Raw genomic sequence first — 24367 nt, 5'->3', positions numbered from 1 at the left:
ATGAAGCCTGTCGTTCGCAAGACGATCCTGGTTCGAAGTGTCCGGGATCATATGCCTCGCAGGTGCCGACTGCTGAAGAGCCCCGTTTTGACACTTCGGACAACATTCAAAGCGGCGGCAGTCCAGGCACTCATTGAGATCGCGGCAGAAGGGCTGATTGGGCCTCAAGATGATGTCGTGCATCGGCGCTTGTCATGAGTGCAGTGCAAGCTATCCGGGCCGCCGGCGCGCAGTAGTGCGGCCCCCCAACTCAGCCGCCTTCACCAAGGCGTGCGGCGCCTACGTAGAGGTTGCAACCGGTCTCGACCAATTCAAGCTAGCATCAACAAAGCCATATATAAAGCGATCCCAGCGTCACCCATTGTAAAATGGATCCATTGGCTGTTACACACAGGGGCTAAACAAAATGCGAAAGATCCTTTCGACTCATGACGGTAAACGCTTCGACTACACTGCGGGAACCTCAAACAACCCGTCGCGGCGTTCGGCTGACCGATGAACGCGCCCTTCTCGACGAACGGCAGCATGGGCCTGGTTGACCGGGATGAACGTCGGCATGACGCCGTTACGCGGGAAGAAGCAGACTACCGCGTAGCGATCCTGCTCCTTCCGGGCTTTTCCCAGCTGAGCCTGTCGTCCTTCCTCGACCCGCTCAGACTTGCGAATTCGGTTGCCGGTCGTCGATTTTTTGAATGGTCCGTAAGCACGGCGGATGGAAAGTCAGTGGAGTGCGCGTGCGGTATCTCCGTGTCTGCCGACCATGCATTTTCGAAGACCGTAGCAGCGATAAGTTCAGTAGCCCGGCCCCACATGGTCGTCCTCTGCGCCGGCGAACAGGTCGAAACCCAAGCTTCCGCGCCGCTGATTAACCTGCTGCGTCTTTGCCGGCGGCATAGGGTGCCAATGGCCGCCCTCGGAACAGCAACTTGGCTTCTCGCACAAAGCGGTCTGCTGAATGATGCTCCGTGCACGATTCACTGGGGAAAGATGCCGGCGCTGACGGAGACGTTCAGTGGTCTCAACGTCATGAATAACCTGTTCGTCAGCAATGGTGACGTTACCACCTGTGCGGGCGGTTTTGCGCCCTTCCATCTCGTGATGGAACTCGTATCCAATCGTCTCGGGAAGGAAACGGCTTCGGCGGTCTGCCATCACACGACCGCGCTCCAGTGGCGATCTGGCTCGGATATGCAATGGGAGGCCAGTGCCGAATTCGCCGGTGTCAGCAAAACTATGTCTGAGATCATCAGCCTAATGGAGCGACACATTGAGGATCCGCTTCCTCTGTATGACATCGCGCAATGCGTGGGCCGCTCGCGGCGTCAGGTCGAGCGATTGTTTGAACGCTACGTCTCGTGTTCGCCAATGCGCTACTACCTGCGCCTCCGACTGGAGCGGGCGAAGCAGTTGATAGAGCATACGGGCATGCCGCAACTGGAGATAGCCGTGGCCTGCGGCTTTGTCTCGGCGTCCCATTTCTCCAAGTGCTTCCGGGGTGCGTTCGGACGCAGCCCAGCCGAACATCGCGGCTGCTCTAGCGAGGCGACACGATCGAGGGTAAGCGTCCGGCCTGAGGCGTCTTTCGACGCGGCGGCGATCACATGAAGATAATATCCGCTCATTCGGTAATGACACTTGCTGAGATGGAGGGGTACACTTGAAACTGCATGAATACGCCGGTCATGACGCCACGGGGCTCGCGGAGTTGGTCCGCAGGCGCGAGGTCACCACCGTGGAGCTCATCCGCCTCGCGCGCAAGGCACACGACCAGATCAACCCGACGATCAACGCCGTCATCGAGTTCTATGAGGATGCCGAGTCCGTATCCGGCTCGGACACCGGACCATTCGCAGGGGTACCCTTCCTGCGGAAGGACATCGGCGCCAGCGAGGCCGGCCGGCTCCAGGAACAGGGAAGCCGGCTTTTCAACGGTTTTCGCTCCACTGTGGAGAGCTATTTCATGCAACGTGCGCGGGCCGGGGGGCTGCGCATCGTAGGGCGCACCACCACCCCCGAATTGGGGGTCGGGATGGCGCGCATGAGCGAATCCTTGACCAACGGGATCACGCGCAATCCGTGGCAGCTGGACCGAACGTCGGGCGGCTCGTCCTCCGGGTCGGCGGCTGCCGTCGCTGCGGGCATCGTGCCGATTGCGCACGCCAGCGACAGCCTCGGGTCCACCCGCACCCCGGCGGCCTTCTGCGGCCTGGTCGGCTTGAACCCTTCGCGCGGCCGCATCTCCGGCGGTCCGGACCAGCAGGATTCCGGCTTAGGCTTGGGTCGCTACTTTGTGGTCTGCCGCAGCGTCCGAGACATGGCGGCGGCGCTCGATGTCTTTAGCGGCACGCATCCGGGCGATCCGTTTGTCATCCCGCCGCCGGAGCGGCCCTACGTGGAGGAGCTTGGCCGCCCCACCGCCCGCCTGCGGGTCGGCGTGGCCACCTCGCCATGGGGCGAGAGGAAAGTCGAGCCGGAGATCCGCGCGGCCGTCGAGCGGACCGCAAAATCCCTTGAGATGATGGGGCATCTCGTCGAGGAGATGTCCTCGCCCTACGCCCTAGCTGACATGCGAACGGTCGAGGCTGGCGCATGTGTCATATGGATGGCGGCGCTCGATGACGCCGCACGAGCGCTCGGACGCACCGTCGACGAGCAGACCATAGACCCCGTCAATCTCGAGTTTTACCGGGCGGCCCAGCGGCTGCCGCTCTCGTATGTTGCGGAGGTGTTCGAGGCCCAGCGCAAGGTCCGCGCCGACGTGGGCGAGGCGATCAAGGGCTTCGATATCCTGCTAACACCCACATTGCCGTGCACGGCGCTTCCCCACAGCACCATCACCACGATCAACGAGGGTGTCACGATTGACCAGTTTCGGGATGCCAGCCAGTCCCTTTATCAATTCCAGGGAGTATTCAACATCACCGGTCAACCCTCGGTCTCGTTGCCTCTCTTCCATGACCGCGGAGGCTTGCCCATCGGCATCCAAATCGTCGCTCGCTTCGGCGACGAGGCGACCCTGGTTCGTGTCGCCTGCGACCTGGAGCAAGCCATTCCTTGGTCTACGAGGCGGCCCCCAGTGTTTGCAGGCTGCGGGTAGTAGGCGGGCGTGCTCATAGGGCGAACGCGCGCCCGGTTCCGACGCAACGACCCGACCGGGTTGGCCGGGACCCCATCCTGATCGCCATTCCGTTGGGATCGAGGACCCGAGGACCTGATCGCCGACCTGATCCGATGCCGGAGCATCTGCGTGCGTCGACAGATGGGAACGGAGCAATGCGGATCAGTTTGAGGCAGCTCGACAAGGCAGCGAACCTTGAACGAATGCTGAAGATCTTGGGCGGGTGGCCGTCAGAGGCGCCGAGTAGGCCGGTGAGCGCCTGAGCAGGCGCAACTGACCGGGTTGAACAGCATGATTGGGTGCGGCTAATTGGCGCTTCGACTTCAGCTTGAGAGCAGTTCTTGAGGCGCGCACAATACGCAAGAGACCGCACTAACGATGGGGTCCGGGAGGCACCTCGGCGTACGGCCCCAAGAATTGCGAGACATCGGCCGTCTCGCCAGGTCGATCCAACGCGCTTCCTCACCGCGTTTTGGCGGCCGCGGCCGCCTTGCTCAATTGCGCCAATGCGGTTGGCGTGTTCTGCACAAGTTCGCCGGCCGTGAACTATCCGCAAGCCATTGATCTGATATCCTGACTAAGGCGGACAGCGGCTTGGAATTGACGGGATTTGCAGTGTGCCGCCGTTTTCGGTGCCCTTTGTGCTGCAGAGGATGATTCACTCGGTTCAGCGGCGGCGAATTGAGGGGACGGCAGGTGTCCACGCTGTCAAACGGCATTCAACTGACCCCCGATCGGCGTTAAATTTTATGGCTGCCTCCCCTTCGACGATTTTGGATGCTCGCGTGGCACTGTTTTCCGACAGGGAACCAGCATCATCGTCTGCGATCTGGACTGGTGTTGAAATATTTGAAAATGGGATTTGAGTTTGCTCCGCCCAACTTTTCCGGTGAAAGTCTGGAGAAGGTTCTATTTCAAAACCGCCCTATTTTCTCTCATCCACATTCAGCAGCCGACGCGTTTTGGCGGAAACCTCTCACTTACATGCGTCATCCTGGAGATCAGGACGAGGATCCTGATCCTTAGGTGAATGAAGTCAGGAATTGAAGTTGATCGCCATTCGACGGTAACTGCGGATTCAATCGACTGTGATTTCGCACGAAGACGCCAGTCACCGGGAAGGACCGACCTCGAGAAGGTCAAGAGAACATGCAAAAGAGGCTTCAGGGAATGACGGGTGTTGAAACTTTCCGGGATTTGCAACGCGAGGTAACCGAGTGGCGCCGCTACCTGCATGAAAATCCAGAACTCGACTTTCGGGAATACAACACAGCCAAGTTCGTGGCTGAAAAGCTGGCATCTTTCGGCATCAATCATATTGTTACGGGGATAGCTGAGACCGGCATCGTCGCGCTGATCCAGGGCGAGGGCGGCGACGGGCCGACGATCGGGCTGAGAGCGGACATGGATGCCTTGCCTATTATAGAAGCGTCCAACAAGCCGTGGTCTTCGAAAACCCCGGGCATAATGCATGGATGCGGGCATGACGGTCATACGGCCATGTTGTTGGGCGCTGCGAAACACCTCGCTTCCACGCGCAATTTCAAGGGCTGCGCCGCCTTGATCTTCCAGCCGGCAGAGGAGGTAGAATTCCCAAGCGGCGGCTTTAGGATGGTCGAGGAAGGAATCATGGACCGGTTCGGCATATCCCAGGTTTTTGGTATGCATACCAGACCGGGCATAGACATCGGCGCGTTCGGCATTCGCCATGGTGCCACCATGGGCTCGCAAGACGACTTCGACATCGTCGTGAAAGGCGCCGGCGGCCATGCGTCTACCCCCCATCGAACCGTCGATCCCGTTACCATTGGAGCACAGATCATCCTTGGTCTGCAAACGTTGGTCTCGCGTAAGACCGACCCCATGGAGTCACTCGTGATCTCCGTCACAAAGTTGAAAGCCTCACAGGCCTACAACCAAATTCCTGATCAGGTTGAAATTTCCGGCACCGTCAGGGCACTTGCATCCAATCTGCGAGACTTCGCCGAGCAAGAGATGTTAGCCGCTGCCCAGGGCATTGCGCGCGGTTTTGGCGGAGATGTCGATTTTAGATACCTGCGGTCGTGTCCCGTTACCTTTAATCACCCCGAGGAGACCGAACTGGCAATCACGGCGGCCCGAAGCCTCGTGGGGCACGACTGCGTGGACGACAACATGAAAGTGACTATGGGGGCCGAGGACTTCGCCTATATGTCCGAGGCGCGGCCGGGAGCCTACATTTTCATCGGCAATGGACCAACTGTTCCCACGCACCACCCTGCATATGACTTCAACGACGAAGCCTTGCCTTACGGCATCGGCTACTGGGTGAAGCTGGTCGAGACAATTTTGCCTGTCTGAAGTTTCGCTCGGCTTGAAGGTTGTGAGGCGTGGTCAGACGCGGTCGCACCGGCGTTATATCTCACTCGATGTCAGCGACGCTTCGCGCCGTTTCCGTTGATGCTCACCTACTGTTGACCGCGCCGAAAGTCGTTTTGCGAAAGATAGATTACGCCACCTCTGGGAGAGAAGAATGATAGATCTGCTCAGCGATACCGTCACCCTTCCTACCCAAGAGATGCGGCGGGCCATGTTCGACGCGGAAGTGGGTGACGCCGGTTACGATGAAGACCCGACGCTTAATCGGCTGGAAGCGTTGGCGGCGGAAATGCTCGGCAAGGAGGGCGCCGCTTTCCTATCGAGCGGATGCCAGGGGAACCTTACTGCGTTGCTCGCGCATTGTCCCCGCGGCCACGAGGTGATCGTCGGCGATCGTTCCGATCTCTACGACTTCGAAGCCGGCAGCGTTTCGGTGGTGGGGGGTCTCGTCCTGCACCCCGTGCCGACGGAAACCGACGGACGGCTGTCCCTGGATAACCTGCGCTCGGCGATCCGCGACAAGAGCGATTACCAATGCGCGCCGCCGGGCGTCCTCGTGCTGGAGAACCCGCACTGTCAACGTGGCGGGCGTGTCTTGCCCGCGTCCTATATTAAGGAAGTGCGCGAGCTTGCCGACGAGCACGGCCTGCCACTGCATCTGGATGGCGCCCGCATCTTCAATGCGGCGATAGCCTCGAAGAGGACGCCAGCGGAAATGGCGGAGGACTTCGACTCGATCATGTTTAGCCTGTCTAAAGGACTTGCTGCGCCATTCGGCTCCATGGTGTGCGGACCACGGCCCTTCATCGACCGGGTAAAACGCTATCGGAAGCTTCTAGGGGGCGGACTTCGCCAAGCCGGCTTCATGGCCAGTGCAGGTATCGTGGCGCTTGAAACCATGGTGGACCGGCTGGTCGAAGATCACCGTCGGGCGAAGTTGCTGGCGGAGAAAATCGGCGACATTCCCGGCATCCGCCTCGAGTCTCCGGTCATCGATACGAACATGGTGTTCTTTCGGCTTGAGAGGGACGGTCTGTCGGTCCCAAACTTCCTGGCGGCGCTGTCGCAGCGGGATGTGCGCATGGGCACGCTCCGCGAAGGCGTGGTTCGCGCGGTCCTTCACTATCTCATCAGCGATGACGATGTCGATGCGACCGCAAACGCCATTCGATCAGTTCTGCAGGCACAGCCACGATGATGGGTGGCGATGAAATACTCAAGCGGCAGCCCCACGCCTCTCAGCAAATGCCATGAAATTAGTCGAGGTCGTACGGGGTAGAGAAACGTCCTCTTATGTAGTCTCGACAGCGTTTCAGGTAATGAAAAAGATCGGCAAACTACCATATATCCCGGTTTCGTGGAAATCGAATGCTTTCCCTTGGCGCACCGCTTACGGCTCTCACCGTGCGGCGCCACTTATAGATCAGGCTGGTCGCGACATCGTGCTGACGCGCCACCGCCGCCACCATGGCCCCGGGCGCGAATGCCGCGGCCAGTATCCGTCACTGGTCCTCTTCACTCCAACGACGACCACGCTCCGGCCCGGTCAATAACGTCACATGGCTCATGCTTTGCTGCTACTACGCTCGTAAGGACGACCTTAAGAGCGCAGCCTCGCTACCGTGCCATGCTCCCGCAAGGCGGCCTTCGCCGGAGGCGTACTCTGATAGCGCCGGTTCCTTATCTGCCTATTCCTTGGCGGCCGCGGCTGGCGCGCTGACGAGACGCGCAACCAGGCCGACCGGCGCAGCTGTGGAATTGAGAAATTCGTCGCTCTCGAGTAATGCGCAATCAGCGGGCGGAGGCGAACCGCGCATTCCGATTTCGTTCGGATCGGACGCGCGGCCGTCGAGGTAACGCCGTCCATTGGCATTGCCCACCGCATGTTGCTATCACGTAAACGCAGTTCAGGTTTGCTGACAAAATATTTTCTTAATTTGGTCAGGCGATCCGGATGAGTCAGCCATTTAGATGATGTCGTCGAGGGGCCAAATCGGGCGGCGCACATGACGGTATGCTGATCCGAGCGCGCCTCCTAACATCCCGCCCCCGTCCACCCTGATTATGTCGCGCGCAATGGGTTCGAACGCCGCGCGGAAATGATGAGAGGATTTCAGCGCTATGGTTGCGCAGTGGAGTGGGTCGATGCCAAGAGATGTAAACTGGGCGACTTCCGTCCCCTGCTCGTTGCGCGAGATCACCGCAACTTCAATGCCACCGACACGCAGCAGTAGGCTCGGCCCGAAGTTGCGCCATGCGCCTCCGCCTTGGAAGGACGGTCCATAGCAGCGGAAATGGCCGTCAGTGATGGAAACTATCTGCGCCTCCACTTCGAGCGGGCCTCCGCCCATCTCGGGGGCGTGCATGCCGCCTAGGGAAATGCGCCCCTTGTTTCCGACGCCGATGGCGATGCCGGCCCGTACGGCCGCCGGATCGAAGATGGCATAAAAGGCCGCGTCCTGAAGGTCGGCCTCGATCATCGCGCGTAACAGCTCCGTCGCGTCGCCGTAAGCACCACCGCCAGGATTGTCGCTGTTGTCAGCGAGCACCAAAGGCTTGGCGGCGCCGGCCTCGCCGGATTTGGCGCGTTCCACCGCTGCGGCGATGCTGGAGTCTCGCGGGAGGGAGCGAAACTCGCGCGTCTCCCACGCGTAGTCCATAAATTCCTCGGCCATGCGCTGCGCCTCCCGAGGGTCGCCGTCGGTAGTAATGGTGACACTTGGCCCGACATCGTAAATATCGCTCAGAGAGAACCCGGCGCAGACGCTGACCACGAGCGCCTTGCCACAAGCTTCCAGCGCCTCGCCGCGATCGACCAGCTCGCGCATCGGGCCTACCTGGGTGCGCCCGCCATCGAGCCCCTCCAGCATCGGACGCTTGGCGATGACGGTGCGGGGATGGATCTCGCCGCGCAGGGCACGGTCAAGCAGTTCGGCTCCTTGCCATGCGCGTTCATAGTAGTCGATATGAGGATAGGTGCGCACGGCGATCAGCGCCGAGGCGTTCACCGCCATCTTCTCCGTGACGTTGGCATGCAGATCGAGTGTGACGACGATCGGCGCGTCGGGGCCGAGAAGAGCTCGCAGTCGAGCGAGGATCTCGCCTTCCGGGTCCTCGCAGCCCTCAGCGACCATGGCGCCGTGCAGGTTTATGAGCGCGCCATCGCACCCCTCGGCGCCTTCAAGGAACCAGGCGCAGAGCTGCTCAAAGGTTTCCTTCGTAACCGTACCTCCAGGAGTGGCACTCGCAGCCAGTGGATGCGTAAGGGTCCAGCCGAATTTGTCTGATGCCTCGAACACTGCGCCCAACGCAGTGCGCGTACCGCGCCGCGCCGGCGGAATCTCGTCGCCCAGCAGCAAGCCGCGGGCCCGGAAGTGTTCGAGCGTGGTCGGCACCTTGTTGAAGGTGTTTGCCTCATGTTCGATCTCGCCAGTGAGGATGCGGAAACTCATAGGAATATCTTCCGGTTGAAAATCGATGAACATCTAAGCCCAGTGGTTCGGCCGGACGAGCTGAGCCACCAACCGAGGGCTATCGCTAATAAATGCCGCTTCGGGCCGCGCTGGGCTGCAGTCGGATCAATCCAACGCCGTCCTCTATCTCGATTTGGGTCCCGAATGGCTTCGACGCCATCTGTAGCCTCTCTAGAATCGCCCTTGCTCGCAGCGCTGGGGCGAGTCTTGGCACTCCCCGGTTGGCGAGCCGCTCCGTGCGGCGGAGCTCGAGGGGATAGAGCCGTATTTCGGCGAGCTGGTTTTTCTCGAAGCGACTCACGCTGATGACGCTCTCATAGTAGATGGCGTCGGAGAGGGATATGAACCCTTCTAACATGGGATAGCCTCTTGCTACCTCATCGACTGTGACCTCAGCATCCGTATCGACCCGCGGATCCTTCCCGTAGACGTCGAACATGTCGGCCCCGACCGGCGTTCTTAGGTCTTCGTTGAAGAAATTCCCAAGGCCGTAGAAGATAGGCCGGCCTTTGTAGATTTCGATGCCCCTGACGTGATGCGGCCCGTGATTTATGTAAGCATCTGCTCCGGCGTCGATCGTCTTGCGTGCAAATGCCTGTTCATAGTCAGGCGGTTCGGGGCTGAATTCTCCGGGCTCGTGCCCATGGTTCGTGGCCATGCAGAAATCGCCAAACTGCTTACCTCGGCGCACGTTGCGCAGAATATCGTCGACGTCGCGCGGATTGGGTTCAAAGCTGTATCCTGCTTTTTCCCCTGCTTTGAAGAGCACCTCACCAAGTACCACACGGGATGCGTCTTTCGGCGGGGGGGCATACCAGGGAAGCATCTCGCGCACCTGCCTCAGGCTCTCGAGCATCTCTGGCGGAACCACGATGCTTCTTGCCAGGCGAAGGGCGTTGAGTCCTGGTCTGCCTGGCGCCTCGCCGGCAGGATTGCACGCGCGTGACATCGGCGTGAACGTTGCTGCAAATGAAACCAACGCGACGCGGCCGCGAGCAGTCTCCAAAAAGCGGGCAGCGCCGGCTTGTGCGAGGTTTTCGCCCACACCGGCATGGACGATTCTGTGCTCTTCGAGCGCGCGGCTGGTTTCACGCATGCCCTCGACGCTCCAATCGAGCGCATGATTGTTGGCGCGGCTGACCAAGTTGAAGCCCATCGCCTTCAAATCAGCACCCAGTTCCGGGGAACCGATCAAATACGCACCGCCGTACTCGGCCTCGGGGTAACCTTTCGACTGGACATCCAATATGTTCGTCTCGAGGTTGCCGAACGTCACGTCTGCTCCCTCAAAGATCCTGAGAACATCGGCAAAGCCTGGGTGATAGCCATTTGTTACGGGCCGCGCGTAAAGAAGGTCGCCGACTGCCGCCATGGTGAAGCCATCACCCACATGGGTGGCAATCGAGCCCACCATGTCGAGCCCATCCTCGTCTTCGAGGACTGGATGATTGCCATTAACAAGCGATTCCATTTGCTCTCCAGCTTTCGTGAGCGAAAGGTCAACTGTGATTAAGACCGCGAGTTCAATGCCCTAACTGCAGGTCAACGTGTGTTGGCTGCATTTGTCTCTCGGCCGGAGCGCGCACATGGCAGGCCACGACGCGTCCGTCGGCCATCGGCACTAGGGGCGGCACTTCGATGCGGCAACGCTCGATCGCAAGCGGACAGCGCGGGTGGAACGCGCATCCCTTTGGCGGATTGATGGGGCTTGGCATCTCGCCCTCGAGGGGCACCTCCAGCCGAACCCGCGTCGGATCCGGCACCGGTGCCGCCGCGATCAGCGCCTCGGTGTAAGGGTGGACCGGCTTGGCGAAAAGCGCCTCGCTCGGGGCCAGTTCCACAATCCGCCCTAGGTACATGACGGCCACGCGGTGCGCGATATGCTCCACGACGCCGAGGTCATGTGAGATGAAAACGAAGGCGATGCCCATTTGCTGCTGGAGATCCAGAAGCAGATTCAGAATCTGCGCCTGCACGGAGACGTCAAGGGCTGACACCGCTTCGTCGGCGATGATGAGAGAGGGCTTGAGCGCCAGGGCGCGTGCGATGCCGAGCCGCTGGCGCTGACCGCCCGACAGCTCGGACGGGAGCCTGTGCATCATTTCGGGCGACATTCCGACCTTCTGGAGAAGGTCAGCAGCAAGCGCGTTGCGCTGCTTGCGGCTGAGACGCTCAAAGTTCTCGACAGGCTCCGTAATAATTTGCCCGGCAGTAAGGCGCGGGTTCAGCGACGAATAAGGATCCTGAAAGACCATCTGCATCCGACGCCGCCAAGCGTGGAGCGCGTCCTTCTTGAGGCCCGCGATGTCGGTCCCGTCGATCAGCACGCGCCCGCCTGTCGGTTCCACGAGCCGCATCAAGAGCCGCGCTATGGTAGACTTGCCACAGCCGGATTCGCCGACGATGCACAGTGTCTCGCCCGCCTCAACGGAAAAGGTCACATCCTCCACTGCCCGGATCACCGGAATGCTTTTCTTGAAGATCCCCGAGCCAAGCGGATAATGCTTGGTCAGATTCTCGACTTTCAGCAAAGGACCGGTCATGCGCCCATTACCTCTTCGGCGCGCCAGCAGGCTGCGGCATGGCTCGACCCGACGTCACGCAGCATGGGCGTCTTCTCACGGCAAATGTCGATAGCGAACGGGCAGCGAGGTGCAAAGCTGCATCCCACAATTGGCTCGCGCAGACTTGGCACAATGCCGGGAATTTCTGGAAGACGGCGCTGTCGGCCGCGCCGCGGATCGGGCACCGAGCGCATGAGACCCTGGGTGTAGGGATGCGCGGGGCGTGCGAATAGATCTGTTACAGCCGCTTGCTCGACAATCCGGCCAGCATACATGACAATCACGCGTTGGCATGTCTCGGCTACAACGCCGAGATCATGCGTGATGAACATCACGGCCGTTCCAGTGCGCTCTTTCAGATCGACGATGAGCCGCAGGATCTGCGCCTGGATGGTAACGTCGAGCGCGGTAGTAGGCTCGTCGGCGATCAACAGTTCTGGTGAGCAGGCAAGAGCCATGGCGATCATGGCGCGCTGGCGCATCCCGCCCGACATTTCATAAGGGTAGTTGTTGACGCGACGCTCAGGGTCCGCGATGCGGACGAGACGGAGCATCTCTTCGGCCTTGGCCATAGCCGTCGAGTGGGTCGCGTTTGTGTGTATCTGCACCGCCTCAGCAATCTGACGTCCGACCGTGTAGACCGGGTTCAGGCTTGTCATCGGCTCCTGGAAGATCATGGCGATCCGGTGGCCGCGGATCTTTCGCATCTCCCGGTCCGACAGATCAAGAAGGTCGCGTCCGTGGAAGCGCACCTCACCCCCAACCGTCCTGGCAGTCAGCTTCGGCAGCAGGCGAAGGATGGAGAGAGCGGTGACGCTCTTGCCGCATCCGGATTCGCCGACGACGCCGAGCGTTTCCCCTTTCTTGACCTGGAAGCTGACACCGCCCAGGGCGCGGGTGACGCTCTCTTCGCCGTAAAAGTGCGTCTCAAGGTCGCGAACGTCGAGAAGGACGTCATCCTCTGCAGATTCTCGCATCAGCATGTCAGCGTCTCCGCTTTGAGCGGGGATCGAACAGGTCGCGCAAGCCATCCCCGAGCAGGTTCACGGCCAGGACCGTGACGGCAAGGCAGATGCCGGGGGCGAAGATGGTCATTGGAGCGATAGCGAGATATAAGCGAGAACTTGCGATCATGTTGCCCCAGCTCGGAATTTCGGGCGGCACCCCCACGCCGAGGAAGCTCAGCGCGGCCTCTGTCAAGATTGCGTCCGCACAGACGATGGCGCCCTGCACCATAAGCGGCGGAATGGTGCTCGGCATGATGTGCCGCCACAGCACCTTCGGCAGGCGCGCTCCACCGCAAAGTGCGGCCTCCACATAGGGACGCTCCCGAACAGCCAGAACGACCGAACGAACCAGCCGCGAGACGCTCGGCAGCTGAGGGATGACAATGGCTATGATGAGGATGCCAATCCCCGGGCCTGTCAGAGAGATGAGAGCAATGGCCAGCAGAATTGTCGGGATCGACATCAGGCCGTCCATGACCCGCATCGCAACGTTGTCGAACCCACGGTTGTAGCCTGCGAGTACACCGATCAGAACGCCACCCAGAGCGGTAGCTGCCGCCGCCGACAATCCTACTATGAGAGAGATCCGTGCGCCGAATACCGTTCGTGCAAGGACGTCGCGGCCAAGATTGTCGCTTCCGAACCACATCTCGGCGGAAGGTGGCTGAAGCCGTTTGAATGGGTCCATAGTCAAAGGATCGCCCGCGTAAAGCGGGGCAGCGAGTGCCAGGATGATCAAGAGGGCCAAGATGCCGCCGCCTACAAAAACCAGCGGATGCCGCCTGGCGAGACGGGGAAGGTCTGATATTCGCAGCCGGCCCATCGGCACGGTATCAACTGGTGCGGAAAGAAGGGTCATATCAGTACCGTATGCGGGGATCGATCAGCGTATAGGCCAGATCGACCGCGAGATTGATAAGGACGTAAAGACCCGAAACCAGGATAAGCACGCCTTGAATGATGGGATAGTCCCGGTTGTTGATGGCATCGACCACCAAACGACCGACACCGGGTATGTTGAACACCGTTTCCGTGATGACGACGCCGGAGATCAAATACGCCACACTCATGCCGATGACGGTCAGGATCGGGACACCGGCATTCTTCAAAGCATGGTGGAAGAGCATGGAATATGACGAGGCGCCCTTTGCAGCGGCCGTTCGCATATAATCTTCCGACAGAACTTCGAGCATACTCGTGCGTACGATTCGCGCAAAGTACGCAACGTAGGGAAAGCTTAAAGCCAAAGTAGGCAGGATCAGGTGCACAAACCAAGGCCCAAAGCCATGGTCAATAGGCTCGTATCCCTGAACCGGTAGCCAGTGCATGCTGATGGCTAGAAAGTATATCAGAAAATAACCGATGACAAACACCGGGACGGAAAACCCAAGTGCCGCAAAGGCGGTGAGGACGCGGTCAATGAAGCCGCCAGTTCGCCAGGCGGCTAGGATGCCGAATGAGATCCCGACCGTCACCGAAAGGCTCAGCGTCAGGATCGACAGGGAAATGGTCGGCTCGAGCCGCTGCGAGATCAGTTGGAGAACGGGGTACCCAGTAAAAATTGAAGTCCCGAAGTCGCCGCTGACGATGCTGAGCGCCCAGTGCACGAACTGAACCGGCATCGGCTCGTTAAGCCCCAGCTGCTCGCGGATGCCAGCGACCATCTCTGGTGTGGCTCGGTCGCCAGCGATGATGTCCGCTGGGTCGCCGGGCGCCAGCCTCAGAAGCAGGAAGACAAAGATCCCGACCATCGTCATGACAGCGATGGTCGAGAGCAATCTGCGCAGGATGTAGGAAACCACCGCTCAGGCCTTCTCCATGTCCCACATAGGGATGAAGCCCCCCGGCATCTCGATCATGCCACTGAGCGTCTTGCGGCGCGCGATCGGCCGGAGAGTTTGACCCAAATAAACGTCGCCGACGAAGTCCCACCAGATCTTTTGCATCTCGCGCGCCAGAGCCTTGCGCTCGTCGAGCGTTTCGACATCAGCCCATTTGGCCCGAAGAGCCTCGTATTCGTCGTTTTTAGGCCAGCCGTACCATCCCTTGTCGCCATTTGCGCTCAAGAAAACTTCCCCGAACGGATCGGTGAGGCCGTAGCCGGAATCGCTCGTGATGAAGATGCTCCATCCACCGTTCTCGACGGTACCCTTGTTTGCCCGACGCGCGGCGAGCCCGCCCCAATCGCTGGGCGCGAGTTCGGCATTGACCCCGACCTTCCGCAGGGTGGCCGCAAGTAGCTGCGCGGCGTCGTTGATCCATGCAATGGTGGTGGGCTGGAGAATGACGACTTTTTCGCCGGAGTATCCAGACTCCTTCAAGAGCTGCTTGGCCTTTTCCGGGTCGCCGCCCTTTTTGAACCATCCCGTATTTTCGTCGTTTGAATAGGGAGTTCCGTTTCCAAAGAGCGATGTGACGGTTTGACCGTACCGGGGATCGGGAACCGCGACGCGGAGGAACGCCTCCTGATCGATCAGGTGAAGCATCGCTTGGCGCGCCTTGACGTTATCGAACGGCTTCTGCAAACAATTCATGCGCATGCATAAGACCCAGCCCGTCTTGTCCAGAACTTGCAGGGCGAGGTTGGAATCGTTTTCGATCGTCGAATAGAAATCGACGGGAGGCTGCTCGACGTAATCAATCTCACCCGCTTGCAAGGCTGCGAAAGCAGTCTGCGTATCGCCAATATTGTCCCAGATGACACGGTCAACCTTGACAATCTTGCCGCCGGCCAACCCGTCGGACGGCTCCTTGCGCGGCACGTATTTTTCGCTGCGATCGTAGGTGAAGCTCGAGCCCGGCTTCGCAAGGGCCTCATTAAACCTGAACGGCCCCGATCCGATATTCGCGGTCACCTGCTCGGTCGCGGGTCGACTTGCGTCCTTCTCGCGCATCATAAAAAGGGGCTGCCCCGAGTTTGTTGCCAGCAAATTGATCAAAAGCCCCAGCGGTTCCTTGAGCGCAATTGTGAAGGTCTTGTCGTCCTTCCTTGAAATATCCTTGGCTCGCTCCATAAGCAGCTGTCCGCCGGGTACCTGGACCCAGCGACGGATCGAGGCGACACAGTCGGCCGCGGTGACCGGGGTGCCATCATGCCAGCTCAGGCCGTCCCGGAGTTCGAACGTATAAGTCTTCTTGTCCTCGGAAATGCCCCACTTCTCCACCATTTGTGGCTGTGGCGTAAGCTTGGCGTCAAGCGAGAACAACATGTCGTAGATTGCCAGGCTATGGTCGATGGTTACGTTACTCGTCTCAACGACCGGATCAAAGACACGAAGATCCGCCGCCTTCACCATGCGCACCGTTCGTGCGCCGGCTGCCGTCGTCTGCGCTCGCAGGACAGAAGGGATCGATAGAGCTGCTCCGGCGGCCATGCCGATCTTGATCACGTCGCGTCGAGAGATTGTCATGTTCCATTTCCCCTTTTCTGAGTTACCACGCGCTTAACCTGCGCCTCCTTTTAATTCTTCGTCGAACGCCAAAGGCAAGCAATATTCGCCTCTCGTTTCGACGAACGACTGAACGGTCGTTTAGGAGATGCTACTATCTGAGAGTGCAGGCTTGGCGCCAAAATGCGTCAATTGCTGAAATGCAGGCCGCATACAGCAGCGTGGTTTGAAATGTCTCCACCTCCGCGAACCGTCCGGGGGCCGTCATGTTCGGTCGCAGGCGCACGAGCCAATCAAAATTACAAGGTAGCTTTTTGAGTGACCTTCCCTGTCGGCGCCGATCCGGCCGGCCATTTAACCGCCGCAGGTCAATCAGAGACGGGCGGGGTCATGGGCGTTCGTCTTCCAAGCGATGAATTTCTTCCAAATGGCATTGGGGCCTTCCGCTTTTTCTGTGTCGTCGGGCTCGGGGATCGCGTCCGTAGGTGCAAGTGCATCACAAAGCGAGGCCCCACCTCGGATCTGCAGTATTCAGCGTAGCTCGCATTCATCACCGCACTTGCGGCGTGCGATCGGTGAGATATCCGAGTCGATGTCGCTGATTGGCACGCTGAAAATCAGCCTTCTGCTGAACGACCTTCTCCTGAACGACCTCAATAAGGGCGCCTTATGCTTGACGAGGTCGTCCGGTGGCACCTTCACGGCCGTGCCGGTGCTGGGTCGATCTGCTTCTGAATATCCTCTCGAATTTGCGAGGCACGAGGTCGTGTACGATCCAAGAAAAGGCGTCCGCCGACAACTGAATCCGGAAACCCCTGTCGCATGAAGGAGCGCTGCTCGCTCGAATTCATAAGCGTCGTCTGTGCATCGGGGACATTCATCGTACTCTCTCCACTACAGTCAGGCATCTTTGCGCTGGTCGGCTAACAGGTTACCAGAAATGATCTTCAGGCAACTGGGGTAGCATTGGACCGGGTAGATGTTGAGCCGATCGCCAAACTCGTGGCAAAGTCGTTGCTGCAACGGGCGGCGCAATGCCGATGGCGTCTGCGCAATGTGTTATGGTGCGGGGACGGGACATGGCTTAACACCAAGGGGCCATGACTTTCTCGCTAACACCGACGAAGGCCCTCCATGCTGAATATCAGAGCACTCCCAATTGCCTGCCTACCTCGGTGAAGGCCTCTACCGCGCGGTCGATGTCGGCGCTGGAATGCGCGGCCGACATCTGGGTGCGGATGCGCGCCTGCCCCTTTGGTACCACCGGGAAGGAAAAGCCGATGACATAGATGCCGCGCTTCAGCATGCGTTGTGCCATCTCCTGAGCAAGAGCCTCGTCGCCCAGCATCACCGGGATGATCGGATGATCCGCGCCCGCCAGCGTAAAGCCAGCACTCGACATCTTCCGGCGGAAGCGGTTGGCATTGGCGTAGAGCTTTTCGCGCAGCGCATCACCATGCTCGACGAGGTCGAACACCTTTAGTGACGCCCCCGCAATGGCGGGCATCAGCGTGTTGGAGAAGAGATACGGCCGCGAGCGTTGGCGAAGCCATTCGATGACCTCGCGCTTGCCTGACGTGTAGCCACCTGATGCGCCTCCGAGCGCCTTACCGAGCGTACCGGTGATGATGTCGATGCGGCCCTCGACGCCGCAATGCTCGGCGGAACCGCGCCCGTGTCTGCCCACGAAGCCGACCGCATGACTGTCGTCTACCATGACAAGGGCGCCGTATTTCTCTGCTAGATCACAAACGCCGCCAAGATTGGCAATGATGCCGTCCATCGAAAACACGCCATCGGTCGCGATCAGCTTGAAACGGCTCCCGTCCGCCTTCTTCAGTTCCTCTTCCAGCGCGGCTAGGTCGTTGTTGGCATAGCGGATGCGCCTAGCCTTTGAGAGCCTTACGCCGTCGATGATGGAGGCGTGGTTCAGCGCGTCGGAAATGATTGTGTCTTCCTCACCGAGTAGCGTCTCGAACAATCCGGCATTGGCGTCAAAACAGGACGAATAGAGGACCGTATCCTCCATCTTGAGAAATGAGGAGACGCGCGCCTCGAGTCGCTTGTGCTCTTCCTGAGTACCGCAGATGAAGCGCACCGACGCCATGCCGTATCCATAGCGGTCGAGTGCAGCCTTAGCCGCGTCCCGCAGGTCTTGATTATTGGCGAAACCGAGATAGTTGTTGGCGCAGAAATTCAGGACCTTGCTGCCATCCGCAATTTCGATCTCGGAAGACTGGGTCGACGTGATGACGCGCTCGGATTTGTAGAGCCCCGCAGCCATCAACCCAGCCAGTTCCGCCGACAAATGTACAATGAAGGCGTTCTTCATCAGCAACTCGGCAGAAATGGAATGAAACAAGCCCTGTAGAGGTAAATGCAACGGCGGCGCTCATCATCGAGTGTTCGTCGAGGTAAGCGTTTTGATGGCGCGCGGTCTCGGCGGCGCAGACAGCGGCCGCATCCTTGGGGCGGCGTCCGTAGAAGCGTGCCTGCTCGAATTTGCGGACGTTCGCGTGAAACGTTGCTCACGGATAGATGACAGCAGTCGACCACGCCGGCTCATCGTGTTTATGCCAGTAGAGATCCATGAGCCGGCGGGTGACGGATCCGACATGTCCATTGGCGATTTCGGTATCATCGACACGGGTCACGGGCATAATGCCTCCTGCAGTTGAAGTGATAAACACTTCTTCCGCCCCTTTGATCTCAGCACGACTAATATCAGCGGCCGTGGCTGAGAGCCCGATTTCAGCACAAAGATCGAAGACAGTCCGTCGCGTGATGCCCGGCAATACCCCAAAAGCGGGTGTCCTCAGGGATCCGTCTTTGACAACGAACACATTGAAGCCGGGTCCCTCCGCAATGTAGCCGTTAGTGTCAACGATCAGAGCTGTCTCTGCACCCGCGTCATAGGCGTCGAAAAGACCCTTCACGAGGTCGAGCCAATGATAGTTCTTGATTGCGGGATCAATTGACTTTGGCGGGATGCGGACGGTGTCGCTGATCGCGACGTGCAAGCCTCTCTCCAGCTGCTCCTTGTTGGCAACCGAGCCAAAGGGGACGGCAAACGCCATGAAGCGGTTCTCCGCCTGGCGGGGATCCCGGCTGAAGGTTGGCGATGAACCGCGCGTGCAGATCATCTCCACGTACGCCGATCTGTGGTCTGACAGCGCGACGCAATCGTTGAGGATCGATGTTATTTTCTTTCGATCATAGGGCAGCTTCATTCGTAGCCGTTCGACGCCCCCGAAAAAACGGTCAAGATGTAAATCGAGGCGGAAGAACCTTCCATTCCAGACGTGAACAGTGTCGTAGGTTGCGTCGGAGTGCAGGAAACCCCAATCAAGCACCGATATTTTCGCTTGAGACATCGGCAGATATTGCCCGTCCATGAAGGCCACCCCGTCCGGATAGCGCCGCCGATCAACGTGATGCTCATCGATAGTTGGAAGGACAGGCAAGATCTGTATCATTGGTCGCCATTCTTTTTCCTTACAGTAGGAATCGATTGCTTTGCCCGCATCGAACGGTCGGGCAACTCACATCGTCCTGACGTAAGATCAACTGCGTCCTCTAGATCGCACACTTGAACAGGCAAAAAAGCTCAATCTGGTGCCGGACGCGAAATGGCGGTTTCAAAAAGCGGTCCAAGTGATGATTTCAGCACAAACCCCGCCCAACGCTACACCGCAACGCGTGGCTCGAACTTGACACGATCAAGCGAAATCATGCTCCGGAATTTTCGGACATTGGGGTTGGTATAGAGCTTTGTCTTGACGAACACATCAAAGGCCTCGACGTCCTCAACGGAGACGAGCAGCACGAAATCGGCGTCGCCCGTAACCATGTAGCACTGGGTAACCTCTTTGGCCGCACGCATTGCGCGCTTGAACTCATCGACAAGGTCAAGACGCTCACGATCGAGCTCTACCGTGACGACAACGGTGAGCGATTTACCAAAAGCCTTCGGATCCACCAACGAGATGTCCGCAAGGATCACGCCATCCGAACGCAGCTTGTTAACTCGACGCATGCATGACGCTGCCGAAGAACCAACCAATTCCGCCAGTTCGGCAAAAGAGAGCCGGTTGTTCTTTTGGAGAGCCGCAAGGATTCTTCGATCTAGGTCATCCATGGAATAATTTCAGCTATGATTGCAACTTTAATAATCGCCTGAAGTGGCGCGACAATCATTGCAGTTTGCGTTAGAAATTGAAATAATGAAATCAATTTTGACCCATGGACGTAACGAATTAGCCGCCGTCCCGTAAATCCACTCCGCCCATGATGGACGCAAAGCCCCGGCATCTCAAACCGCGCCGCAACAGGCCGTCAATCAGAGCTAGTGCGCGCCAAACTGTCGGGACCGGGCCGCCGAGATTGCATGACCGTATTGCCCACCAGAAGGTGCGTCTCTGCATGCTTAAAGATCCGGCCCCTGTTGCATGCGCTTGCCGTCGACACGACCCGCAGCGGCGTAGCTCGCGGGGGGCCTAACGCCAGCAAGGGGGACATCCCCATTTCTGCATAGTTGTCACGGCAGTGCCGCCCTGTCTCCCGACTTCTTCATGCTCCCTTAGACAGGCCGACGACCGTCTTGTCCTTCAGCGTTATTTTGCGAACAGTTCCGCCGTCTCCCGCGCGTCTCGCCGCTCGACCACGAAGTCGAGCGCCTCGGGGTCGAAGCCTCCACCGAATTGACGTGGACGGCGTCGCGAACATACTCACCGCTGGAATGCTTCACGGTCTCGTGCTTGGCAAAGCTCTCACCAATGGCCATGAATGCTTTCCACTCGTCGCTCATCAAATGAGCTCTCGATTCGATCTGCGCTTCAATGACGCGTTAACTTGCTCGCGCTGAGAGACCGGTCACGACCGCGGCACGCGCGTCACCGGCCAGAGTGCCAGGCATGATGTCAGTCGGCCGCCGAACCATTGCCATAACTGGCGTTTTGTCCGTATTCGCCTGACCTTTCCGGCCGCGGCCCGCAGGCGGGTCGTTGGGATTCTTTCTGGGCCTTCCGCCGAGATGGAAATGGTCGATCTCCACCGTGCCGGCTAGCATGTTCTCCCGCGCCACCATGAGACGCAGTGCATGTCCCATCCGCCAAGCCGTTGGCTGACTCACTCCGAGCGCCTCGGCCAGGCGCACCGACGACAAGCCCTTGTCCGATTGCAGTAACAGCCACATGGCCTTCAGCCAAACACGCAAGGGAAGCTTCGTGGAGTGCAAAGGCGTATAATTTAATCGCACCATGGGCGACGCTTGCCGTTCCAGCGGCAGGCCATCGAGGATTATGATTGGGCAGGAGCAGTGGTGGCAGCAGATCGGTCGACGTGCGGTAGCGCTGGACGGCTTCAAAGGTTTTGATACATGTGGAACTTATGCAGGACCATGATTCATTCCCTCAGCCAGCCGATACAAGCATCAAGATTTGGCGCTACATGTGGAGTGCGCCCCTCGGGCCGGACAGGATGGTTTTCGGTAATTGACCGGGCAGCCGGGCTTTCAGAGGATGAAGGCCCATGGCAAAGCACCGAACCCACAGCGTCGAGTTCAAGCAGCAGGTTTCGCAGGAGTATTTCGGCGGCGAGACCCTGCATGCCCTCTCGAAGCGCCACGACATCTCACGCAATCTGATCCGGATATGGGTCGAGAAGTTTCAGGCGGGCGCTCTCGATGAGGATGCCGCAGCGGCAAATCGTCTCCAGCATTATGAGGCGCGCATTGCCGCGCTCGAACGGCTAGTCGGCAAGCAGGCTCTAGAACTGGAGTTTCTAAAGGGGGCTCTGCATGCACGACCGCGGCAGAGGAACGGGCCTACATCCGCGACCACCGGTCCTATGGTCTCTCCGTCGCAGAAGGATGCCGGCTGATGGGCCTCTCGCGCACGACCTTCTATGACCAGGCGCGCAGCGCGGCAGACGAGACGTCGATCGTCGAAGCGATCGCAGCCATCTGCGACGAGGCGATCTACTGGTACCGCAATGAACCGATCGCCGATTATGGCCATCCCACGGCTGCCGAACTCGTCGCGGACGGCCAGGTCGAAGCTGTCCTGGCCTTCATCCGGGATCTCGAAAACGGTGCGCGCGGGTGAAGGTCACCCGCGTCGGGCCGGACGAGATCTTCCATCGCTATCTGACACCCAGATGGGCCTCCCTGCCCACCAGCGGCGCAGGCGCGGAGATCGACGGCGGCCGTTTCAACCGGTCCGGCGTCGAAGCTCTCTGTCTGTCCCGTTCGACCCAGACGGCTCCTGACGAATTCAAGCAGGGCGCCAGCGTCGTCCCGCCGGCAACGCTTGCCGCCTACAAGATCACGCTCGCCGAGGTGGCCGACCTTTCGCAGAGATTCGACCCGAGTGTCTGGGACAGCGCCTGGAGGGAATGGGACTGTGCCTGGCGCCAGATCGCCCGCATCGACAGGAAGATACCTTCATCGTGGAAGCTTGCGGACCTGGTCATCACCGCCGGACTTCGGGGCATCCTGTTTCCGTCGCTGCACCACGCCGGCGGCACCAACCTGGTGATCTTTCCGGCCAATCTTGTCGACGGCGATCATGTCGCGGTCCATGATCCCGATCACCGGCTGCCGCAGGACCAGTCGTCCTGGTCCTGAGTGATTGACTGTATCGCAACGCAACCATGCCCCGCTCACGGCATCTGGTCCTCAACTATATCGTCCTCGCCTCCCCGTTAGCCAACCCGGCTGGAATATCGCCCGCCAGCAGCTTCTCCTTCGACAGCAGCCCGGCGTCCTCGAGCGCCTCGAAATCTGGCAGCTGGCGCAGCGTGTCGAGCCCGAACTGCGAGAGAAAATTTTTGGTCGCACATAGGTGTAGGGCGCGCCGGGCTGCGGCGAACGCGGCCCCGAGGCGATCAGCTCCTGCGCGCGCAGCACGCCGATCAGGTCGCGCGACACTTCCTTGCCGAAGAAGCTCGACAGCTCGCCACGGGTGATCGGCTGGAAATAGGCGATGCACATCAAAACCAGCGCCTCCGCCTGCGACAGTTCTTTTGCCCCCTCGCCCGCTGCCGTGCCGAAGGCCGAGCGGATGGCGTCGCCAAAAATTTTCTTGGTCCGGTGCTGCCAGCCGCCGGCGACCGCGACCAGCTCATAGGGGCGGCCGGCGAGTTCGGCGCGAATGTCGTCGATGACCAGCTCGAGATTGCAGTTCTTTCCCACCACCCGCGCCAAGGCACTACGTGTCACCGGTTCGCTGGCCGCAAAGATCACCGCTTCGACGCGGCCCATCCATTCGCGCCAGCGCAACTCGGCCGGCAGGTGCTCCAGCTCGGTATCCAGCAAAGCCGGCTGAACGTTTGGCTTGCGGCCGGCAGACGCTTCGCTCATCCCTACAGCCCAAACAGTCGAAAAGTGGTGCGGCCGGAAAGCTCGCGCACGGCATCGAGTTGTTGCAGCCGCTCGAACAGGCGGCGCGCCGCAAAGCGCGACAGGTTTTTGCTCGTCAGCCGGAGACGGCATCTTCGTCGAGCAGCAGAAAGATCACGTCGCCGGCGCCCTTGGCGCGCAGCTTTGGTATCACTGCCGTGAGCCTTTCGGCGCGGCGCCCAAATTCGTCTGCCAGCCGGCAGGCATCGGCCGACGCAGCGCCAGCGCCACGCAAACCGCCCGCTCAAACCCTTTTTCTTCGGGTCGGATGCGCTTGCCGCCGCCGGCCTCGCGGCGAAAGGCCGGACCAAAGGCGTGCGCCATCAACAGCGGCAGCGGCCGCGGCCAGCGCAGGCTTTGCGCCAGCACCAGGTCGGCCAGCCACCAGCCAAAAAGCTCGGCATCGGGGCGCATGGCGACGACGCGGGCGGCGATCGCCGCGGCGGCGAACGGCGCCGGCCGCTGGGATGCTGCGAGTTTTTCTATCTCCGTGCAAAGGTCGGCGAGCGCCGCGCCGTGCCAATGGAGTCCGAGCTGGTCGACGATCTTTTCGAGCCGGGTGGGGGTGGCGACAGGGGGCTGCACGGCCAGCTGTCGCCAAGCGCCAAAGACAGCGCCAGCGGGACCGGGATCGGCACCGGCCGGGCAAAGCTGCCAGGCGTCGCGCAAGGCGGCTTCACCCTCGGCGCGGCCGGCGAGCCGCATGCTGGCGGCGGCACAGCGAAGCGCCAGCCGCTGGCGCCAGGCGCCGGCCCAGCTGGCTTGCGCGCGGGCGAGCGTGTCGAGCGCGCCCAGGGCGGCGCCGGCCTGGAAAGCGGCGTCGGCGTCGCTGGCGTCACGGCCAGGCGCGAGCGCCCGGACCGGCACGGTCGGCGGCGCGGCGGGGCTGGCGGGCTCGAGGCGAATCATGGTTTTGCAGGGTAAAGCGGTCGTGCGCTTTGCACCATCAATTTCACGCCAAAACGCACAGCCTGTCGGCCACTTATAACGAACGATAATTGCTTATCGTTCGTTGTTGAAATGTACGGCATGAAACTGTACATCTTGACGCCAGGCCTC

The 24367-nt window shown here is 60.0% G+C and carries 19 protein-coding genes and 4 pseudogenes; 9 read left to right on the top strand and 14 right to left on the bottom strand.

What is annotated here, in order from left to right; genetic code table 11:
• From EH240_RS38615 to EH240_RS40275, 6 genes and pseudogenes are all read left to right on the top strand, one after another.
• On the top strand, positions 1-198 hold a 198-nt coding region (locus tag EH240_RS38615), incomplete at its 5' end, for a hypothetical protein (RefSeq protein ID WP_206075376.1).
• A 297-nt stretch (positions 199-495) separates the two neighbouring features.
• Positions 496-1605 (top strand): GlxA family transcriptional regulator, encoded by a 1110-nt coding sequence (locus EH240_RS34335; protein WP_125006805.1) that lies wholly within the window; start codon positions 496-498, stop codon positions 1603-1605.
• A gap of 52 nt (positions 1606-1657) precedes the next feature.
• Positions 1658-3097 carry an amidase gene (locus EH240_RS34330; RefSeq protein ID WP_125006804.1) on the top strand — a complete coding sequence of 480 codons (1440 nt, stop codon included), beginning with the start codon at positions 1658-1660 and terminating at the stop codon, positions 3095-3097.
• A 1191-nt stretch (positions 3098-4288) separates the two neighbouring features.
• Positions 4289-5458, top strand: a complete 1170-nt coding sequence (locus EH240_RS34325; protein WP_125006806.1) for a M20 aminoacylase family protein — start codon at positions 4289-4291, stop codon at positions 5456-5458.
• 172 nt (positions 5459-5630) lie between these two features.
• Complete coding sequence (locus EH240_RS34320) at positions 5631-6674, top strand: GntG family PLP-dependent aldolase (protein WP_125006803.1); 1044 nt, start codon at positions 5631-5633, stop codon at positions 6672-6674.
• Between the two features lie 52 nt (positions 6675-6726).
• Positions 6727-6807 (top strand): annotated as a pseudogene (locus EH240_RS40275) (3-hydroxyacyl-CoA dehydrogenase NAD-binding domain-containing protein); the annotation flags it as partial.
• Between the two features lie 6 nt (positions 6808-6813).
• Here EH240_RS40275 and EH240_RS40270 read toward each other — a convergent pair.
• From EH240_RS40270 to EH240_RS34260, 12 genes and pseudogenes are all read right to left on the bottom strand, one after another.
• Positions 6814-6972 carry a transposase gene (locus EH240_RS40270; protein WP_425374864.1) on the bottom strand — a complete coding sequence of 53 codons (159 nt, stop codon included), beginning with the start codon at positions 6970-6972 and terminating at the stop codon, positions 6814-6816.
• A 471-nt stretch (positions 6973-7443) separates the two neighbouring features.
• Positions 7444-8961, bottom strand: coding sequence for a M81 family metallopeptidase (locus EH240_RS34310; RefSeq protein ID WP_125006801.1), 1518 nt, complete (start codon positions 8959-8961; stop codon positions 7444-7446).
• A gap of 52 nt (positions 8962-9013) precedes the next feature.
• Positions 9014-10420 (bottom strand): CapA family protein, encoded by a 1407-nt coding sequence (locus tag EH240_RS34305; RefSeq protein WP_125006800.1) that lies wholly within the window; start codon positions 10418-10420, stop codon positions 9014-9016.
• Positions 10421-10472: 52 nt separating this feature from the next.
• A complete protein-coding gene (locus tag EH240_RS34300; RefSeq protein ID WP_125006799.1) occupies positions 10473-11492 on the bottom strand; it encodes an ABC transporter ATP-binding protein in 1020 nt (339 codons plus the stop codon).
• The gene (locus tag EH240_RS34295) at positions 11489-12490 is read right to left on the bottom strand and encodes an ABC transporter ATP-binding protein (RefSeq protein WP_425374863.1); all 1002 of its coding nucleotides are present in this window, start codon (positions 12488-12490) and stop codon (positions 11489-11491) included. The genes EH240_RS34300 and EH240_RS34295 overlap by 4 nt, the downstream gene beginning before the upstream one ends.
• A 7-nt stretch (positions 12491-12497) precedes the next feature.
• Positions 12498-13379, bottom strand: a complete 882-nt coding sequence (locus tag EH240_RS34290; RefSeq protein WP_125006797.1) for an ABC transporter permease — start codon at positions 13377-13379, stop codon at positions 12498-12500.
• 1 nt (position 13380) lies between these two features.
• Positions 13381-14322, bottom strand: a complete 942-nt coding sequence (locus EH240_RS34285) for an ABC transporter permease (protein ID WP_125006796.1) — start codon at positions 14320-14322, stop codon at positions 13381-13383.
• Positions 14323-14325: 3 nt separating this feature from the next.
• On the bottom strand, positions 14326-15930 hold the full coding sequence (locus EH240_RS34280) for an ABC transporter substrate-binding protein (protein WP_125006795.1): 1605 nt from the start codon (positions 15928-15930) through the stop codon (positions 14326-14328).
• Positions 15931-17053: 1123 nt separating this feature from the next.
• Positions 17054-18241 (bottom strand): glycine C-acetyltransferase, encoded by a 1188-nt coding sequence (locus EH240_RS34275; protein WP_125006794.1) that lies wholly within the window; start codon positions 18239-18241, stop codon positions 17054-17056.
• A 196-nt stretch (positions 18242-18437) separates the two neighbouring features.
• Positions 18438-19385 carry an aminotransferase class IV gene (locus EH240_RS34270; RefSeq protein ID WP_125006793.1) on the bottom strand — a complete coding sequence of 316 codons (948 nt, stop codon included), beginning with the start codon at positions 19383-19385 and terminating at the stop codon, positions 18438-18440.
• A gap of 209 nt (positions 19386-19594) precedes the next feature.
• Positions 19595-20047 (bottom strand): Lrp/AsnC family transcriptional regulator, encoded by a 453-nt coding sequence (locus tag EH240_RS34265; RefSeq protein ID WP_125006792.1) that lies wholly within the window; start codon positions 20045-20047, stop codon positions 19595-19597.
• 537 nt (positions 20048-20584) lie between these two features.
• Positions 20585-21154: pseudogene (locus EH240_RS34260) on the bottom strand (IS1595 family transposase); the annotation flags it as partial.
• Positions 21155-21438: 284 nt separating this feature from the next.
• Between EH240_RS34260 and EH240_RS34255 the strand changes: the two are divergent.
• From EH240_RS34255 to EH240_RS34245, 3 genes are read left to right on the top strand one after another with little or no spacing between them, the layout of a single operon-like run.
• Positions 21439-21789: a transposase gene (locus EH240_RS34255; RefSeq protein WP_125006791.1), complete on the top strand. Its 351-nt coding sequence runs from the start codon at positions 21439-21441 to the stop codon at positions 21787-21789.
• Entirely contained in the window at positions 21789-22013 is a 225-nt protein-coding gene (locus tag EH240_RS34250; RefSeq protein ID WP_125006790.1) for a hypothetical protein, read from the top strand. The genes EH240_RS34255 and EH240_RS34250 overlap by 1 nt, the downstream gene beginning before the upstream one ends.
• Complete coding sequence (locus EH240_RS34245; RefSeq protein ID WP_125006789.1) at positions 22010-22534, top strand: RES family NAD+ phosphorylase; 525 nt, start codon at positions 22010-22012, stop codon at positions 22532-22534. The genes EH240_RS34250 and EH240_RS34245 overlap by 4 nt, the downstream gene beginning before the upstream one ends.
• Positions 22535-22589: 55 nt before the next feature.
• Here the strand turns inward: EH240_RS34245 and scpB are convergent.
• Both scpB and EH240_RS34235 read right to left on the bottom strand, forming a co-directional pair.
• Positions 22590-23269: pseudogene (gene scpB / locus EH240_RS34240) on the bottom strand (SMC-Scp complex subunit ScpB).
• Positions 23270-23271: 2 nt separating this feature from the next.
• Positions 23272-24217 (bottom strand): annotated as a pseudogene (locus EH240_RS34235) (DUF1403 family protein).
• Positions 24218-24367: the final 150 nt, after the last annotated feature.

This window comes from Mesorhizobium tamadayense (assembly GCF_003863365.1).
Classification (GTDB): domain Bacteria; phylum Pseudomonadota; class Alphaproteobacteria; order Rhizobiales; family Rhizobiaceae; genus Mesorhizobium; species Mesorhizobium tamadayense.
The sequence above is the reverse complement of the archived record's forward strand: the minus strand, read 5'-3'. Positions and strand labels throughout refer to the sequence as shown.